18 protein-coding genes are annotated in these 15646 nt (G+C 58.0%); 12 read left to right on the top strand and 6 right to left on the bottom strand.

Annotated elements, in window-relative coordinates:
- Window positions 1-342: S1-like domain-containing RNA-binding protein (locus ACWR1S_RS03795; protein ID WP_454562475.1), on the bottom strand; the 342-nt coding region annotated here is incomplete at its 3' end.
- 340 nt (window positions 343-682) lie between these two features.
- Here ACWR1S_RS03795 and ACWR1S_RS03800 point away from each other — a divergent pair.
- The 3 genes from ACWR1S_RS03800 (at window position 683) to ACWR1S_RS03810 (ending at window position 2743) form a co-directional block, all read left to right on the top strand.
- A complete protein-coding gene (locus tag ACWR1S_RS03800; RefSeq protein WP_016985943.1) occupies window positions 683-871 on the top strand; it encodes a hypothetical protein in 189 nt (62 codons plus the stop codon).
- A 207-nt stretch (window positions 872-1078) separates the two neighbouring features.
- Window positions 1079-1795: a TorF family putative porin gene (locus ACWR1S_RS03805; RefSeq protein ID WP_454562476.1), complete on the top strand. Its 717-nt coding sequence runs from the start codon at window positions 1079-1081 to the stop codon at window positions 1793-1795.
- 78 nt (window positions 1796-1873) lie between these two features.
- Window positions 1874-2743: a DUF6279 family lipoprotein gene (locus ACWR1S_RS03810; RefSeq protein ID WP_454562477.1), complete on the top strand. Its 870-nt coding sequence runs from the start codon at window positions 1874-1876 to the stop codon at window positions 2741-2743.
- A gap of 123 nt (window positions 2744-2866) precedes the next feature.
- On the opposite strand, the gene ACWR1S_RS03815 is transcribed toward ACWR1S_RS03810, so the two are convergent.
- On the bottom strand, window positions 2867-3259 hold the full coding sequence (locus tag ACWR1S_RS03815; protein ID WP_454562478.1) for a transcriptional regulator: 393 nt from the start codon (window positions 3257-3259) through the stop codon (window positions 2867-2869).
- A 176-nt stretch (window positions 3260-3435) separates the two neighbouring features.
- On the opposite strand from ACWR1S_RS03815, the gene ACWR1S_RS03820 reads away from it, so the two are divergent.
- The 4 genes from ACWR1S_RS03820 to ACWR1S_RS03835 all read left to right on the top strand — a co-directional run bounded on the left by ACWR1S_RS03820 (window position 3436) and on the right by ACWR1S_RS03835 (window position 5979).
- Complete coding sequence (locus tag ACWR1S_RS03820) at window positions 3436-4173, top strand: DUF899 domain-containing protein (RefSeq protein ID WP_454562479.1); 738 nt, start codon at window positions 3436-3438, stop codon at window positions 4171-4173.
- Between the two features lie 71 nt (window positions 4174-4244).
- A complete protein-coding gene (locus ACWR1S_RS03825; RefSeq protein WP_158836280.1) occupies window positions 4245-4520 on the top strand; it encodes a hypothetical protein in 276 nt (91 codons plus the stop codon).
- A gap of 262 nt (window positions 4521-4782) precedes the next feature.
- Window positions 4783-5367 (top strand): papain-like cysteine protease family protein, encoded by a 585-nt coding sequence (locus ACWR1S_RS03830; RefSeq protein ID WP_454562480.1) that lies wholly within the window; start codon window positions 4783-4785, stop codon window positions 5365-5367.
- Between the two features lie 12 nt (window positions 5368-5379).
- A complete protein-coding gene (locus ACWR1S_RS03835) occupies window positions 5380-5979 on the top strand; it encodes a hypothetical protein (RefSeq protein ID WP_454562481.1) in 600 nt (199 codons plus the stop codon).
- Between the two features lie 52 nt (window positions 5980-6031).
- Here ACWR1S_RS03835 and ACWR1S_RS03840 read toward each other — a convergent pair whose 3' ends face one another.
- Window positions 6032-7372 carry a DEAD/DEAH box helicase gene (locus ACWR1S_RS03840; RefSeq protein WP_007914470.1) on the bottom strand — a complete coding sequence of 447 codons (1341 nt, stop codon included), beginning with the start codon at window positions 7370-7372 and terminating at the stop codon, window positions 6032-6034.
- A 191-nt stretch (window positions 7373-7563) separates the two neighbouring features.
- On the opposite strand from ACWR1S_RS03840, the gene ACWR1S_RS03845 reads away from it, so the two are divergent.
- Entirely contained in the window at window positions 7564-8862 is a 1299-nt protein-coding gene (locus ACWR1S_RS03845; RefSeq protein WP_116028895.1) for a mechanosensitive ion channel family protein, read from the top strand.
- Window positions 8863-8983: 121 nt separating this feature from the next.
- Here the strand turns inward: ACWR1S_RS03845 and ACWR1S_RS03850 are convergent, their stop codons facing one another.
- The 3 genes from ACWR1S_RS03850 to ACWR1S_RS03860 all read right to left on the bottom strand — a co-directional run bounded on the left by ACWR1S_RS03850 (window position 8984) and on the right by ACWR1S_RS03860 (window position 11342).
- A complete protein-coding gene (locus ACWR1S_RS03850) occupies window positions 8984-9850 on the bottom strand; it encodes a carboxylate/amino acid/amine transporter (protein ID WP_454562482.1) in 867 nt (288 codons plus the stop codon).
- Window positions 9851-10194: 344 nt separating this feature from the next.
- Window positions 10195-10794, bottom strand: a complete 600-nt coding sequence (locus tag ACWR1S_RS03855; RefSeq protein ID WP_454562483.1) for an FMN-dependent NADH-azoreductase — start codon at window positions 10792-10794, stop codon at window positions 10195-10197.
- Window positions 10795-11027: 233 nt separating this feature from the next.
- The gene (locus tag ACWR1S_RS03860; RefSeq protein WP_454562484.1) at window positions 11028-11342 is read right to left on the bottom strand and encodes a 3-phosphoglycerate kinase; all 315 of its coding nucleotides are present in this window, start codon (window positions 11340-11342) and stop codon (window positions 11028-11030) included.
- 49 nt (window positions 11343-11391) lie between these two features.
- Between ACWR1S_RS03860 and ACWR1S_RS03865 the strand changes: the two genes are divergently transcribed.
- From ACWR1S_RS03865 to ACWR1S_RS03880, 4 genes are all read left to right on the top strand, one after another.
- Window positions 11392-12315 (top strand): LysR family transcriptional regulator, encoded by a 924-nt coding sequence (locus ACWR1S_RS03865; RefSeq protein ID WP_007914443.1) that lies wholly within the window; start codon window positions 11392-11394, stop codon window positions 12313-12315.
- Window positions 12316-12329: 14 nt separating this feature from the next.
- Window positions 12330-13133: an alpha/beta fold hydrolase gene (locus ACWR1S_RS03870; RefSeq protein WP_454562485.1), complete on the top strand. Its 804-nt coding sequence runs from the start codon at window positions 12330-12332 to the stop codon at window positions 13131-13133.
- A gap of 3 nt (window positions 13134-13136) precedes the next feature.
- On the top strand, window positions 13137-13694 hold the full coding sequence (locus ACWR1S_RS03875; RefSeq protein ID WP_242204461.1) for a peptidylprolyl isomerase: 558 nt from the start codon (window positions 13137-13139) through the stop codon (window positions 13692-13694).
- 88 nt (window positions 13695-13782) lie between these two features.
- Window positions 13783-15615 carry an ABC transporter ATP-binding protein gene (locus ACWR1S_RS03880; RefSeq protein ID WP_454562486.1) on the top strand — a complete coding sequence of 611 codons (1833 nt, stop codon included), beginning with the start codon at window positions 13783-13785 and terminating at the stop codon, window positions 15613-15615.
- Window positions 15616-15646 lie beyond the last annotated feature (31 nt).

The following is a 15646-nucleotide window of genomic DNA, read 5'->3' on the forward strand; positions in this document are numbered from 1 at the left end:
GTATTCGCCGGCGGTCATCTGGCGCTTTTCTTCGGAATACGGCAGCAACAGATCCTTCGGCAGCCCCCAATCGAGGAACACACCGATGCTGTTGACTTCAACGACTTTCAGACTGGCAAACTCACCGACCTGAACTTTTGGTTTTTCCGTGGTAGCGAGAAGTTTGTCTTCGCTGTCCAGATAAACAAATACGTTGAGCCAATCTTCATCTTCGGTCGGAATATCTTTCGGGATATAACGATTAGGCAAAAGAATCTCGCCGTCGGCACCGCCATCCAGATATAAACCGAAGTTAGTGTGTTTAACCACTTGCAAACTGTTGTAACGCCCGACTAAAGCCATTTCCAGAACCCTCATTGCGTGGGCGGCATTCTACCCGTTTTTGGCGTGGCCGTCGGGCGGCAGATCCGCACGCGGCGTAAATCTGCGCAATGCCTTGATTTTCCTTGTGCGCGACTGGGCTGAGGTGCCGCTCGTCAGGGAGGCACTCACGCTGGCGGTGGAACAATTCAATGCGCCGGCGACTAAATGTTCTTATTTAAAACAGCAGGTTAGCCGGATATTTCGAATATTGAATCGAGAATAATGCAGCACAGCGGTTGGTTATTCCCGAGGATATTTACCAAGCAATTGTCAAGTTATTCCTGTACGATGCCTGGCCGAGTTACTTTTCTACAGGTTAATGGCCGCCATGCGTGTAAAAGCATCCACCAGCAAAGCAAAGCCAGCTCCAGCCGTTGAAACCAGCGAATCGATCAACGATCAGATCGCAGCGTTCCTCAAGTCTGGTGGCGAGATCCAGCAAATTGCCAAAGGCGTCAGTGGCCAGACATTCGGCCCGTCCAAGCAGATCAGCCTGGGCAAGAAGTAACACCCGGTTTTACACCCGTCCAGAGGCGCTTTGAGCTTCGAAGCGTCTGGACTGGCACCGCGCAACATCCCCTTCGCTTTAAACAAAAATCCTTGTAAATCGACGAACGGCCATCAATGCCGATCATTCGCCGGTATCCTTGCACGCGTCTAGATCAAGCGTTTCAGCAGGCCCGCCGTCCTGCGCTCGCCGTTCATGGAGTGACGCATGCGCAAATCTTCCTGTTTATTGCTCGCAAGCCTGATGGCTAGCTCGACTGCGCACGCGCAGATTTTCCAGCGTGAACTGGGCGACTTCGATCTCAAACTCGGCACCACGCCGACGCGCAGCATGGCCCAGGGCCTGGTCAAACCGGCAGCTGTCGGTTCGTTCCACGGCGGCCTCGACCTGAGCCACGACAGCGGCCTCTATGTCGGCCAGTACGCACCGAGCATGGGCATCTCGCCGGGAAAGAACCTCGAGATCGATTCCTACGTCGGCTTTAAACAACCTTTCGATCAGACCCTCGGCTACGAAGTCGGGATGATCCATTACAGCTATCCCAAAGTGGATACCCTCGACAGCCAGGAGCTGTTCGGTGGCCTGACCTTGCTCGGCAGTCGCTTCGGCGTGGCCTTCAGCAACGATCCGGATAAACAGAACAACACCTTGTTTGCCGACCTGGGCGGCAACCAGCCGTTCGGCATCGGCGTCAGCATGAAATACACCACCCACCAACTGAACACGCCCGTGGCCGTGGACGGTGGTTATGTCAGCAGTTTTACCGACTGGTCGGTGAAACTATCCCGGCCATTCATGGGTGTCGATCTCGACCTGATCTACAGCAACTCCAGCCTCAGTGGCAGCGATTGCTCGGCCTATTCCGGGCACAACAGCGAGTGTGACGGCCTCGTCACCCTCAAGGCTGCCCGCGCGTTCTATTGATCGGCTGAACTGCCGGGTTCATTCTGCGTTCACATAGGAATCGGTCCCTCGAAGCCAGGCTCACGCAAGGATTCGCCCATGTCTCGCTGGTTCAAGCACATCGCCGCACTACTGATTTTCACCCTCGCCCTCGGCGCTTGCAGTCGCGTCGGCCTGGCCTATCGCAATCTCGACGTGATCATTCCGTGGACGCTCGGCGACTATCTGGACATGAACGGCGAGCAGAAAGACTGGTTCAACGAACGCCTCAAGGACCACCTGAACTGGCATTGCACCACGCAATTACCGGGCTATCTGGACTGGCTGGATCGTTTACAAACGATGGTCGAGACCAATCAGGTCAACGATGCCGCGTTGCAGGCGCGCACTGCCGAAGCCAAGCAAGCCATTGCCGAAACCGCTCGAGAGATCACCCCGTCGGCGATCGAGTTGCTGCAGGGGCTGGATGACAAACAGGTCGCCGAGATGAATGACGCGTTTGCCAAGGATTTGCGCAAGCGTCAGCAGGAATACCTGAAACCACCGCTTGATCAACAAATTGCCGAGCGTGGCGCGCGAATGGTCAAACGTCTGAACGACTGGCTCGGCCCCTTGAGCGCCACGCAAGAACAGAGGGTGATGGCGTGGTCGACCGCCCTGGGCGATCAGTACACCCAATGGATTGCCAACCGGGCCCATTGGCAGAAGCAGTTCAGTGCGGCTGTAGCGCAACGTAAAAGTCCCGAATTCCCACAGAGAATCGAGACGCTTCTGGTCAATCGCGAGAGTTTATGGACAGCGGATTACCGCAAGGCCTACGCCAACACCGAGGCGCAAGCGCGATCGCTGGCGGTGGACTTGATGGCCGAAAGCACGCCGCAACAGCGTCAGCGCTTGTTGAAGAAGATTGATGGCGTACGCAAAGACTTCAACGACCTGAAGTGCCTCAAAGCCGCGCAAAAAACCTGAAGACACCTACATTCAATTGTAGGAGTGAGCCTGCTCGCGATAGCGGTCTTCCAGTCAACATTGATGTCACTGGAAGTCCGCTATCGCGAGCAGGCTCACTCCTACAGGGGGATGTGCGTGAACTCAGGCGATCTGGGCTTTTGAAGCCACGTGATCAAAAGTCGCCTCAGCCAGCGCATCCTCTTGCTCATCCAGTACCTGACGCGGGTGATCGTTGCCAGGAATGCTGCTGTCGATCAGGCTCAGCAGGCTGGAACCGCGCGGCGTCAGCACAAAGTTGTTTCCGGTGCTGCCCTCTTCATCCGGACGCGGTGCGATGTAGCCGCGCAACAGCAGCAACCTTTCATAGTCGCAAGCCAGCGTTTTCAGATGATCCAGATTCTCGATCGGCTCGCCCGCACTGGCTTTCTCCGCCGCATAGTCCTCGGCATAAGCCCGTGGGGCAAAGCTGTGGCCGGCGCTGTTTTGCACTTCGTGCAACAAGCGTTCAATCAAATCCCAGTTATAAGTCGTCATCCTGATACAACCTCCGGTGCGCGTGATTTATGGCGCGTTCATAGGTTGTGACCGGAGTGGCTCGCAGCCGTTCAGCCGCATTTCCCGAGCCGACTGACCGGCGGTCTGTCGATTTCCAGCAGGGTTAAACGACTAGTCTGAAACAGACGGTTTCAACCCCCGCAGGAGAAATCATCATGAACGTTGAGAATCATCCGGTGGTATCGCGCGAAGAATGGCTCGCCGCCCGCAAGCAGCATCTCGCCGACGAGAAAGCGTTCACCAAAGAGCGCGATCGCCTCAGCGCCAAACGTCGCGCATTGCCGTGGGTAAAAGTTGATAAGGACTACCACTTCCAGGGTCCGAACGGTGAATTGAAACTCGCTGATCTGTTCGGTAAACACAGCCAGTTAGTGGTTTACCACTTCATGTTTGCCAAGGACTGGGAGGAAGGTTGCCAGGGCTGTTCGTTTCTCAGTGACCACATCGATGGCGCCAACCTGCATCTGGCGCATCACGATATCGCCGTAGTGGCTGTCTCTCATGCGCCGTTCAACGAGTTCCAGGACTTTAAACGGCGGATGGGCTGGAAGTTTGACTGGGTGTCGTCAGAGGGTTGCGACTTCAACTATGACTTTGGAGTTTGCGCCCGGTCTGAAGATGTCGCTGCTGGAAAGTCTACGTACAACTACGAAAAAACCGACAGCGCCGAGGAAGAAATGCCCGGACTGAGCGTGTTTTATCGGGATGCGAACGGCGACATTTTCCACACTTACTCAACCTATGCCCGCGGTCTGGACATGCTGGTCGGTGCCTACAACTACCTCGACCTCACACCCAAGGGCAGGAATGAGGACGAGATCATGGAGTGGGTGCGGCATCATGATCGCTATGACCAGGATTCTAAATCGAGCTGCTGCCACGAACAACGATAAGCACTGAACTTTTCCCGCGCTCAAGGCCTCAACCGGTTAACCCGCCTTAACCGGAACTGAGGCCTGCCCCGATGAAAACCCTGATCAAGCTCACCCTTGCCGCCACGCTCGCCTGCGCCCTGCCCGTCTGGGCCTGTACGCCGGAAGAAGCCACCGCCAAACGCGAACAACTGGCCAAGGAAGTCGCCAAGCTGACCGAGCAGAACCCAGCCAAGGCCAAAGAAATCAACGCTGAGTTGCAGAAAATGGACCTCGGTACGGCCAGCAAGGATCTGCCCGACAAGTGCCAGTTGATTGATCAGCGATTGAAAGAGCTGGATACGGCCGAGAAGAAGACCGAGGGCTAACAGCAAGATCAAAAGATCGCAGCCTTCGGCAGCTCCTACACAAAACCCTGTAGGAGCTGCCGAAGGCTGCGATCTTTAGACATCGAAAATGCATTAGTGCATTTATTTATTTGCATTAACGCATATCACTGGCTAGGGTTACCTCGAGCAAGGAGATCGAGACCGCCCACAGAAGATGGCAACTGTTAAGCACCGATCGCTCAGCAACACCGCAACACCCACACAAGCTGGACGCTTGTTTTCACTCATGGAGGATTGAAAAATGTTAACCACAGCAGCAACACAATTCACCGGCGAATCACTGCCAAGGTGCCTGGCCGGTCACCTGCTCGACCCGCAACTCATCGAAGTCGAAGCCGCTGAAAAAATCGGCGCCCTCGTCGCCGGCAGCCTCAACTTCAATATGCAGAAACAGACCCAGACCAACTGGTGCTGGGCCGCTTTGTCTGCTTCGGTCGGCAACTATTACGGCACCGGCAACTGGACTCAGTGCGGTGTCGCCAGCACCCTGCTTGATCGCAATTGCTGCAATCAGCCGGGACCGTGCAACGTCTACGGCTATCTGGATTCCGCTCTGCAAACCACTCGCAGCTACAACGGCATGAATCAGGGCTCGCTGCAGATGTCGGCCATCCGTAACCAGATCAGCATGGGCCGCCCGGTCGGCCTGCGCTGCGCCTGGTACGGCGGCGGTGCGCATTTCCTGACGATTCACGGCACCAACGGCGATTACGTGTTGGTCGCGGACTCGATCTACGGCTATTCGACCCGCGCACTGAACGCGTTCCCGCGTGCCTACAACGGCGGCGGCAACTGGACTCACACCTACTTCACGGTAAAAAACTAGGAGGGCGACATCATGCAACTGACTTATCCAAAGGCGCCTTCCAACGGCGTTCAGACGCTGCGTCCGGCACTGCAAGCGGCACTGCAAACCCAGGGCTTTGGCGCTAATCGCCAATTTGCCAATTCAGCACCTGCAAACATCAGCCTCAGCGAAGCCTACCGTGGCTACTCGCTCAGCCTGGATGACCTGAGCCAAGGCAAAGGCCTGAAAGACGCACGAATCGGCGACTGGCATTACCTGGTGTTTGCCGACGGCGTGACGATTGCCGATGCGCAATTGGCCGAAGTGCGCGGGCATGTCGAGTTTGCCTCGTTGAATCACGGCGATCACGCCGCTGCAACGGTGAGTGCGCTGAAACTGGCGGAACAGGCGCCGCAGCTTCAGGGCAAAACCGTTGAGTTGCGCGTGCTGTTTGTCTCGGCGCTGCACGTCGTGGCGATCTGGCTGCATGCCGACGGTGAGGACGTGCTGATCCCGATTGAGCCGACCCCGAAAGAACTGGCGACCACTCGGTTGTACAGCGATGGCGCCTTGCTCGCTGCGCTGAAACCGGCAGCGGATCAAGCCAAACGGCGCTTCGATGCCGACACCAGTGGCCAACTCGGCAACTGATGGCTGAAAAAAAACCCGGACATTGTCCGGGTTTTTTATGCGCGCCTGAAACTTACTCAGCCGCAGGTTCTGCTGGCTTGCGGCGCTTCAGCGGTGCCATGCCGTCGCTGCTCACCAACGAATCGGGCTTCGGACGGTTTGCGCTCTTGCGCTTGGTCGGCGTCTTGGCGGCAGTTTTTTTCTTGTCGCCCTTGGCGTCGGTCTTTTTCTTTTTCACGCCAACGGCTTTGCCCGAAGCCTTGACCTTTTTCGGTCCGCCGTAGGTGCCTTTGACTTCCTTGATGGTGCGGCGCTCGAAGCTCTGCTTCAGGTAGCGCTCGATGCTCGACATCAGGTTCCAGTCGCCGTGGCAGATCAGCGAGATCGCCAGACCGTCGTTACCGGCACGACCGGTACGACCGATGCGGTGCACGTATTCGTCGCCGCTGCGGGGCATGTCGAAGTTGATCACCAGATCCAGACCATCAACGTCCAGACCACGGGCCGCGACGTCGGTAGCGACCAGAATCTTCACGCCGCCCTGCTTCAGACGGTCGATCGCCAGTTTGCGATCCTTCTGGTCTTTCTCGCCGTGCAGTACGAACGCTTTGTATTCCTGAGCCACGAGGCGGCCGTAGATGCGGTCGGCCATGGCACGGGTGTTGGTGAAGACGATGGCCTTCTGATAGGTCTCGTTGGCCAGCAGCCAGTTCACAATCTGCTCTTTGTGCTGATTGTGGTCGGCGGTGATGATCTGCTGACGGGTGGTCGAGTTCAGTTGGCTGACCGCGTTGAGCTGCAGGTGCTCAGGGTTGTTCAGCACCTTGCCGATCATGTCGCGCAGACCTGAACCGCCGGTGGTGGCGGAGAACAGCATGGTCTGCTGACGGTTCGGGCATTCGTCGACCAGACGCTGCACGTCTTCGGCGAAGCCCATGTCGAGCATGCGGTCGGCTTCGTCGAGTACCAGCACTTCGACTTCTTTCAAGTCGAGGTTGCCGGCATTGAGTTGCTCGATCATGCGGCCCGGGGTGCCGATGAGGATGTCCGGCACTTTGCGTAGCATGGCGGCCTGGACCTTGAAGTCTTCACCGCCGGTGATCAGGCCGGACTTGATGAAAGTGAACTGCGAAAAGCGTTCAACTTCTTTCAACGTCTGCTGGGCCAGTTCGCGGGTCGGCAGCAAGATCAGCGTCTTGATGCTCACGCGAACCTTGGCCGGGCCGATCAGGCGATTGAGGATTGGCAGAACGAAAGCGGCGGTTTTGCCGCTACCGGTTTGCGCCGTCACCCGCAGATCACGCCCTTGGAGCGCCAGCGGAATGGCCGCGGCTTGCACAGGCGTTGGCTCGACAAATTTCAGCTCGGCCACAGCTTTAAGCAGGCGTTCGTGCAGGGCGAATTGGGAAAACACGGGTGCTACCTCGAAGATATGCAAAAAAACAGCTGCATAGGTTACCGGTTTCGAGCGCTCAGGCCGAGTTTCTTTATACAAACGGACGTAATCAGTGGCTTTTTTGTTGCTCGATTTGTCTCCAACGGTAATACACGGCGTCTTAAATGCTCTAATCGCCCATCGCGTCCTACAGAAGAATCGTTGCTCATATGGATTTCAAACAGCTCTGGCTCAACGCCCAGGACCTCTGGGGCACCCTCGAACAGCATCCACTGTTGCAGGCCGGCCTCGCGCTGACCTTGTTATTGGTGATCGCGCTGGTGCTCGGACGAGTGGCGCGTTACCTGATTCTGCACGCCAGCCGCATGCTCGGCCGCCAACCGGCGCTGCACTGGATCAATGACTTTCGCCACAACAAGGTGTTTCAGCGTCTGGCGCAGATGACGCCATCGCTGGTGATCCAGTTCGGCCTGCATCTGGTGCCGGAACTGAGCAAAACCGCGATGACCTTCCTCGGCAACGTCGCGTTGTCGTTCACCATTCTGTTCCTGCTGCTGTCGGTCAGCGCCCTGCTCAATGCCCTGCTCGACATCTATGCGCGCACCGAGCACGCCCGTACGCGCTCGATCAAAGGCTACGTGCAACTGGCGAAAATGGTCTTGTACGTGTTCGGCGCGATCATCATCGTCGCCACACTGATCGACCGCTCACCGCTGTTGTTGCTGTCCGGTCTGGGTGCGATGTCGGCGGTGATCCTGTTGGTTTACAAGGACACGCTGCTGTCGTTCGTTGCCAGTGTGCAACTGACCAGCAACGACATGCTGCGCGTCGGCGACTGGATCGAAATGCCGCAGGTCGGCGCCGATGGCGACGTGGTCGACATCACTTTGCACACGGTCAAGGTGCAGAATTTTGACAAGACCATCGTTTCCATTCCGACCTGGCGGCTGATGTCCGAATCGTTCAAGAACTGGCGCGGCATGCAGCAATCCGGTGGGCGACGGATCAAGCGCAGTCTGTTCATCGACGCCAGCGGCGTGCGTTTCATCCGTGATGACGAAGAAGAAAAACTCTCGCAAGTGCACTTGCTGACCGACTACATGAGCCGCAAGAAAGCCGAACTCAAGGCGTGGAACGAGGCGCAGGGCAATGTCGCGGCGATGTCGGCCAACCGCCGGCGCATGACCAATATCGGTACCTTTCGCGCCTATGCACTGGCGTATCTGAAGAGCCATCCGGAGATTCAGCCGAACATGACTTGCATGGTCCGCCAGATGCAGACCACCGCGCAGGGCATTCCGCTGGAGATCTACTGCTTCACCCGCACCACGGTGTGGGCCGATTACGAGCGGATTCAGGGGGATATTTTTGATTATCTGCTGGCGGTGTTGCCGGAGTTTGGGCTGAGCCTGTATCAGCAGCCGAGTGGCGGGGATTTGCGCTCTGGCCTGTTGCCGGCGGTGCTCGGCGCGGCCAGTATTCCCGAGCCGCAGAAACACCTGATGTAGCCCACAAATAAAACTGTAGGAGTGAGCCTGCTCCGGGCGGCGTTCCGACGATGGCGGTGTGTCAGCCAACATTGATTTGTCTGACACACCGCCATCGCGAGCAGGCTCACTCCTACAGGGGTTATGCGGTGGCTGGGGATTTGCGGATGCCGAGACGGCTGATCCACACGGCAGCGAGGATCACACTCCCGCCAAGGAACAACCGCCCCAGTTCCTCATGCTGATTCCAGATCAGCAAGTTCAGCAGCAAGCCCACCGGCACGTGCAGGTTGTTCATCACCGCCAGCGTGCCGCCGTTGACCATGCACGCGCCCTTGTTCCACCAGTACATGCCCAACGCGGTCGAGACCAGGCCGAGGAACAACAAAACGCCCCACTGTAGCGGCGCTTCCGGGAGGAAGTTGGCTTTGCCGAACATCAGGAATGCCGGTAGTACCACGGCCAGTGCGCCGAGGTAGAAGAAGCCGAAACGCCGGTAATGCGGCAGATCGCTCGGGTGTTTCGCCACCAGGTGCTTGTACATCACCTGCCCTGCCGCATAGGTGAAGTTGGCCAGTTGCAGCAGCAGGAAGCCCATGAAGAAGTCCGGACTGATGCTGTCGAAACGAATCACCGCCGCGCCGCACACTGCCACCAGTGCAGCAATCAGTGCCCACGGATTGAAACGCCGGTTCAGCGCATCTTCGATCAGGGTCACGTGCAACGGCGTGAGGATGGTGAACAGCAACACTTCCGGCACCGTCAACACGCGGAAGCTCAGGTACAGGCAGACGTAGGTCACGCCGAACTGCAACGCGCCGATCAGCAGCATGCCGCGCATGAATGAAGGTTCCACCGACCGCCAGCGTGTCAACGGAATGAACACCAGCCCGGCCAGCACCACACGCACCAGCACCGCGAAGTAACTGTCGACATGACCGGCCAGGTATTCGCCGATCAGACTGAAGGAAAACGCCTGGATCAGCGTGACAAAAAGTAGATAGCCCATGCTCGCCTCGAAATCGAATGGCGGCGACGATAGCGGTTTTTAGTCCAGACCGCGAACCCTCCAACAACACAAATCCCCTGTAGGCCTTCGCCTGCTCGCGATGGCGGTTGTTCAGACACATCAGTATTGACTGACACACCGCTATCGCGAGCAGGCGAAGGCCTACAGGGATCTATGTCGTTTTCTGAATCCCAGGCAAAAAAAAGCCCGATCTCGCTAATGCGTTCAATCGGGCTACAGCACTCAGGAGCAACAAGTGCAAAGGGAGGTTCGATGCGCGTAGAGCCTTGAAGGGGTTGCGCCAGGTCACTTAAACAATCGGCGATTATCTGGGGATTAACCTGTCAAGCGACCTGGGACAGCTTGGCGTTGGCCTGATTCAGGCCCTTCTCCTGAAAGTCGCCACCGAGGTTCATGCCCTCGGCGTGAATGAACGTCACGTCGTTGATGCCGATGAAACCCATGACCTGACGCAGGTACGGTTCCTGATGGTCGGCCGGGCCGCCGGCGTAGATGCCGCCGCGAGCGGTGAGCACGTAGGCACGTTTACCGCTGAGCAGGCCTTGCGGGCCGGTTTCGGTGTACTTGAAGGTCACGCCGGCACGCAGCACGTGGTCGAGCCAGGCCTTGAGGGTGCTCGGGATGGCGAAGTTGTACATCGGCGCGGCCATGACCAGCACGTCGGCGGCAATTAACTCATCGGTCAATTCGTTGGAACGATCCAGCGACGATTGCTCGTTGGCATTGCGCTGCTCGGCAGGCTTCATCCAGCCGCCCAACAGGTTGCTGTCCAAATGTGGCACCGGATTCACGGCAAGGTCACGCACGGTGATCTGATCGTCCGGGTGCGCCGCTTTCCACTGACTGATAAAGGTCTGGGTCAGTTGACGGGATACCGAGTCTTGCTGGCGGGCACTGCTTTCGATGATCAGAACGCGGGACATGGTGTGTAGCCTCCATCCGAGAATGTTGTAGGTCGATGGAGTGAAGGTTAAACAGAGTCGAATCGATGAAAAAGCGCAAATAATTGCTGCAAAGTATCGAATAATTCGTTTAGATGCTGACACATAACCCTGTGGGAGCGAGCTTGCTCGCGAATTGGCCGTATCAGTCGACATCATTGTTGAATGACACACCGCTTTCGCGAGCAAGCTCGCTCCCACAAGGGTTCGCGGTGTTATTTCGGGGTGCAGGTCAACTTGATGCGCAGCTTGATGATCTCGCGGGTGAACTTGGCCGTGGCGTTTTTATGTTTGCCGGCCGGGACCTCGATAGTGCGGAAGCGTGGCGCTTCCGGGCCATTGCTGAACTTCGCCTTGCACACTGCATCGACATCACCGTAGTTGGCCACCCGAATCGAGCCGATGTCGTTGTCGGTGTCGAAGGTCTCGTAGTCGATCTTCATGCCGTTGAGGTCTTTCTCCACATCGATCGGGTACGCAAAAGCAGTCAGCGGAAGCAGCGCCAGCAGCACACAACAGAATTTTTTCATTCGGCAGTCTCCATGAGGGACGGCCAGCTTAGGACAAGAGGAGCTATTGATGAAAGCGCCCCGCGTGACCCTTGATCAATGGCGAACATTGCAGGCCGTGGTCGACCACGGCGGATTCGCTCAGGCCGCCGAGGCCTTGCACCGTTCGCAATCGTCGGTGAGTTACACCGTCGCCCGCATGCAGGACCAGCTCGGCGTGCCGTTGCTGCGCATCGACGGGCGTAAAGCCGTGCTCACCGAAGCCGGCGGCGTGTTGCTGCGTCGTTCGCGGCAACTGGTGAAACAGGCCAGTCAACTGGAAGACCTCGCCCATCACATGGAGCAAGGTTGGGAAGCCGAAGTGCGGCTGGTGGTCGATGCGGCCTACCCGAGCGCGCGGATTGTGCGCGCATTGACCGCGTTCATGCCGCAGAGTCGCGGCTGCCGTGTGCGTCTGCGTGAGGAAGTGTTGTCAGGTGTCGAGGAAGTGCTGCTCGAAGGCGTAGCTGATCTGGCCATCACCGGCCTGAGCATCCCCGGTTACCTCGGTGCGGAACTGAGCGACGTCGAGTTCGTCGCCGTCGCCCATCCCGATCACCCACTGCATCGGCTCAATCGCGAGCTGAGTTTTCAGGATCTGGAAACCCAGATGCAGGTGGTGATCCGCGACTCCGGCCGCCAGCAACCGCGGGACGTCGGCTGGCTCGGCGCCGAGCAGCGCTGGACCGTCGGCAGCCTCGCCACGGCGGCGACGTTCGTCAGCAGCGGCCTTGGCTTTGCCTGGTTGCCACGGCACATGATTGAACGAGAACTGAAAGATGGTTCGCTCAAGCTGCTACCGTTGGACAGGGGCGGCAACCGCAATTCCAGCTTCTATCTGTATTCGAACAAGGACAAACCCTTGGGCCCGGCCACGCAAATCCTCATCGAACTGCTGCGCACCTTCGACACTTTGCCGCTGGACGCCCCGTTCGCCGCCCCTGAACAAGCCTGACACGGAGTTCACCGATGGCATATTTCGAGCACGAAGGTTGCAACCTGCACTACGAGGAATATGGCCACGGCGCGCCGTTGCTGCTGGTTCACGGGCTCGGTTCGAGCACCCTGGACTGGGAAATGCAGGTCCCGGCCCTGGCCGCGCACTACCGGGTGATCGTCCCGGATATCCGTGGCCACGGGCGCTCGGACAAACCGCGCGAGCGCTACAGCATCGCCGGTTTCAGTGCCGATATGCTGGCGCTGATCGAGCATCTGAATCTTGGCCCGGTGCATTACGTCGGGCTGTCGATGGGCGGGATGATCGGCTTCCAGTTCGGCGTCGATCAGCCGCAAATGCTCAAGAGCCTGACCATCGTCAACAGCGCCCCCGAAGTCAAAATCCGCAGCCGCGACGACTACTGGCAGTGGTTCAAACGCTGGAGCCTGATGCGCGTGCTGAGTCTCGCGGCCATTGGCAAAGCGCTTGGCGGCAAACTTTTTCCGAAACCCGAACAAGCCGATCTGCGGCAGAAAATGGCCGAACGCTGGGCAAAAAACGACAAACGTGCTTATCTCGCCAGCTTCGATGCGATTGTTGGCTGGGGCGTTCAGGAACGACTTTCCCGGGTGACCTGTCCAACGCTCGTCATCAGCGCCGACCGTGACTACACACCGGTTGCGCTGAAAGAAACCTATGTAAAACTGCTGCCCAATGCGCGGCTGGTGGTGATCGCCGATTCGCGCCACGCCACCCCGCTCGATCAACCCGAACGCTTCAATCAAACGCTGCTGGCGTTTCTCGCCGCAGCCGATATTCAATCTCAGGATCACTGACCCATGTTGAAAAAACTCGCCCTCGCCGCTGGTACTGTGCTGTTTGCCGCCAACCTGATGGCTGCCACGCCGGCCAAGGCACCGCACGTGCTGCTGGACACCACCAACGGCCAGATCGAAATCGAACTGGATCCGGTCAAGGCGCCGATCAGTACCAAAAACTTTCTGGATTACGTCAACAGCGGCTTCTACAACAACACGATTTTCCACCGTGTGATCCCGGGCTTTATGGTCCAGGGCGGCGGTTTCACTCAACAGATGCAGCAAAAAGAAACCAAGGCTCCTATCAAGAACGAACACAAAAACGGTCTGGCCAACGTTCGTGGCACCTTGTCCATGGCTCGCACTTCCGTACCTGATTCGGCGACCAGCCAGTTCTTCATCAACGTCAAGGACAACGACTTCCTCGACCAGGGTGATGGCTACGCAGTGTTCGGCAAAGTGGTCAAAGGCATGGACGTTGTCGACATCATCGTCAACTCGCCGACCACCACCAAAAGCGGCATGAAAGACGTGCCTTCCGACCCTGTGTTCATCAAGTCGGCCAAAGTCATCGACTAAGCTGTACAGGGCGTATCGAGCGGCGTGAGCTCAACCTCACGCCGCTCACACCGATAAAAGGAGAGCCCGTACTCCGGGCGGTTATCTGATGCTCTATCGCCGTTTCGAACAACTGATCGACATATTCCGCGACGCCCCGACGGCGTCTCCGCCGGACCGCGTTCTCCCCTTCTATACCTATTACCTCAAGCAGGTCTGGCCGAGTTTTGCCGCCCTGCTGGTCGTTGGCCTGTTTGCCGCGCTGATCGAAGTGGCGCTGTTCAGTTACCTGAGCCGCATCATCGACCTCGCCCAAGGCACGCCCAACCCGAATTTCTTCAGCGACCACGCCCTTGAACTGACGTGGATGCTGGTAGTTGCCCTGGTGCTGCGGCCGATCTTCTTCGGCCTGCACGACTTGCTGGTCCATCAGACCCTGAGCCCCGGCATGACCAGCATGATCCGTTGGCAGAACCACAGCTACGTGCTCAAGCAGAGCCTGAATTTCTTCCAGAACGACTTCGCCGGACGTATCGCGCAACGCATCATGCAGACCGGCAACTCGCTGCGTGACTCGGCAGTGCAAGCGGTGGATGCGCTGTGGCACGTGGTCATCTACGCGATCAGTTCACTGGTGTTGTTCGCCGAGGCCGACTGGCGCCTGATGATCCCACTGCTGACGTGGATCGTTGCCTACATCGGCGCACTGTATTACTTCGTACCGCGCGTGAAAGATCGCTCGGTGGAGGCTTCTGACGCGCGTTCAAAACTGATGGGCCGCATCGTCGATGGATACACCAACATTGCCACGCTGAAGCTGTTCGCCCACACCAATTTCGAACAGCATTACGCCAAGGAAGCCATCGAAGAACAGACCGTCAAAGCACAGATGGCCGGCCGCGTCGTCACCAGCATGGACGTGGTGATCACCGCCATGAACGGCTTGTTGATCGTCGGCACCACAGCGCTGGCGCTTTGGTTGTGGACGCAATCGTTGATTACCGTCGGCGCAATTGCCCTGGCCACGGGCCTGGTGATCCGCATCGTCAACATGTCCGGCTGGATCATGTGGGTGGTCACCGGCATATTCGAAAACATCGGCATGGTTCAGGACGGTCTGCGCACGATCTCGCAACCGGTCAGCGTCACCGATCACGAGCAGGCAAAGCCGCTGGACGTGGCCCGTGGCGAAGTGCGTTTCGAACACGTGGATTTTCACTACGGCAAGAAGCGCGGGATCATCGGCGACCTCAACCTGAACATCAAACCGGGCGAAAAAATCGGTTTGATCGGGCCGTCCGGCGCGGGCAAATCGACCCTGGTCAACCTGCTCCTGCGTCTCTACGACGTCGAGGGCGGGCGGATCGTGATTGATGGCCAAAACATCGCCGAAGTCGGCCAGGAAAGCCTGCGTGCGCGGATCGGCATGATCACCCAGGACACCTCGCTGCTGCACCGTTCGATCCGCGACAACTTGCTGTACGGCAAACCTGATGCCACCGACGCCGAGTTGTGGGACGCGGTGCACAAGGCGCGCGCCGATGAGTTCATTCCGCTGCTGTCGGATGCTGAGGGCCGCACAGGCTTTGATGCGCATGTCGGTGAGCGCGGGGTGAAACTGTCCGGTGGCCAGCGTCAGCGCATCGCGATTGCGCGGGTACTGCTCAAGGATGCGCCGATCCTGATCATGGACGAAGCGACTTCAGCGCTGGACTCGGAGGTGGAAGCGGCGATTCAGGAAAGCCTGGAAACCCTGATGCAGGGCAAAACCGTGATCGCCATTGCACACCGTCTCTCGACCATTGCCAGGATGGATCGGCTGGTGGTGCTGGAGAACGGCAAGATCGCCGAGAGCGGCACCCATGCTGAATTGCTCGCCCACCGTGGTCTGTATGCACGGCTATGGGCGCATCAGACCGGGGGGTTTGTCGGCATCGACTGACCCCTCCAAGAGCGTGGGAACGATCACCGCC

It is taken from the genome of Pseudomonas sp. AIG, from assembly GCF_977020205.1.

Bases quoted from the DNA above. Each gene is read 5' to 3' on its own strand.
- ACWR1S_RS03835 (WP_454562481.1), top strand. From the start codon at position 5,380: ATGCAACTGACTTATCCAAAGGCGCCTTCCAACGGCGTTCAGACGCTG.
- ACWR1S_RS03830 (WP_454562480.1), top strand. From the start codon at position 4,783: ATGTTAACCACAGCAGCAACACAATTCACCGGCGAATCACTGCCAAGG.
- ACWR1S_RS03805 (WP_454562476.1), top strand. From the start codon at position 1,079: ATGCGCAAATCTTCCTGTTTATTGCTCGCAAGCCTGATGGCTAGCTCG.
- ACWR1S_RS03860 (WP_454562484.1), bottom strand. From the start codon at position 11,342: ATGAAAAAATTCTGTTGTGTGCTGCTGGCGCTGCTTCCGCTGACTGCT.
- ACWR1S_RS03855 (WP_454562483.1), bottom strand. From the start codon at position 10,794: ATGTCCCGCGTTCTGATCATCGAAAGCAGTGCCCGCCAGCAAGACTCG.
- ACWR1S_RS03875 (WP_242204461.1), top strand. From the start codon at position 13,137: ATGTTGAAAAAACTCGCCCTCGCCGCTGGTACTGTGCTGTTTGCCGCC.
- ACWR1S_RS03865 (WP_007914443.1), top strand. From the start codon at position 11,392: ATGAAAGCGCCCCGCGTGACCCTTGATCAATGGCGAACATTGCAGGCC.
- ACWR1S_RS03810 (WP_454562477.1), top strand. From the start codon at position 1,874: ATGTCTCGCTGGTTCAAGCACATCGCCGCACTACTGATTTTCACCCTC.
- ACWR1S_RS03815 (WP_454562478.1), bottom strand. From the start codon at position 3,259: ATGACGACTTATAACTGGGATTTGATTGAACGCTTGTTGCACGAAGTG.
- ACWR1S_RS03825 (WP_158836280.1), top strand. From the start codon at position 4,245: ATGAAAACCCTGATCAAGCTCACCCTTGCCGCCACGCTCGCCTGCGCC.
- ACWR1S_RS03820 (WP_454562479.1), top strand. From the start codon at position 3,436: ATGAACGTTGAGAATCATCCGGTGGTATCGCGCGAAGAATGGCTCGCC.
- ACWR1S_RS03880 (WP_454562486.1), top strand. From the start codon at position 13,783: ATGCTCTATCGCCGTTTCGAACAACTGATCGACATATTCCGCGACGCC.
- ACWR1S_RS03870 (WP_454562485.1), top strand. From the start codon at position 12,330: ATGGCATATTTCGAGCACGAAGGTTGCAACCTGCACTACGAGGAATAT.
- ACWR1S_RS03845 (WP_116028895.1), top strand. From the start codon at position 7,564: ATGGATTTCAAACAGCTCTGGCTCAACGCCCAGGACCTCTGGGGCACC.
- ACWR1S_RS03800 (WP_016985943.1), top strand. From the start codon at position 683: ATGGCCGCCATGCGTGTAAAAGCATCCACCAGCAAAGCAAAGCCAGCT.
- ACWR1S_RS03850 (WP_454562482.1), bottom strand. From the start codon at position 9,850: ATGGGCTATCTACTTTTTGTCACGCTGATCCAGGCGTTTTCCTTCAGT.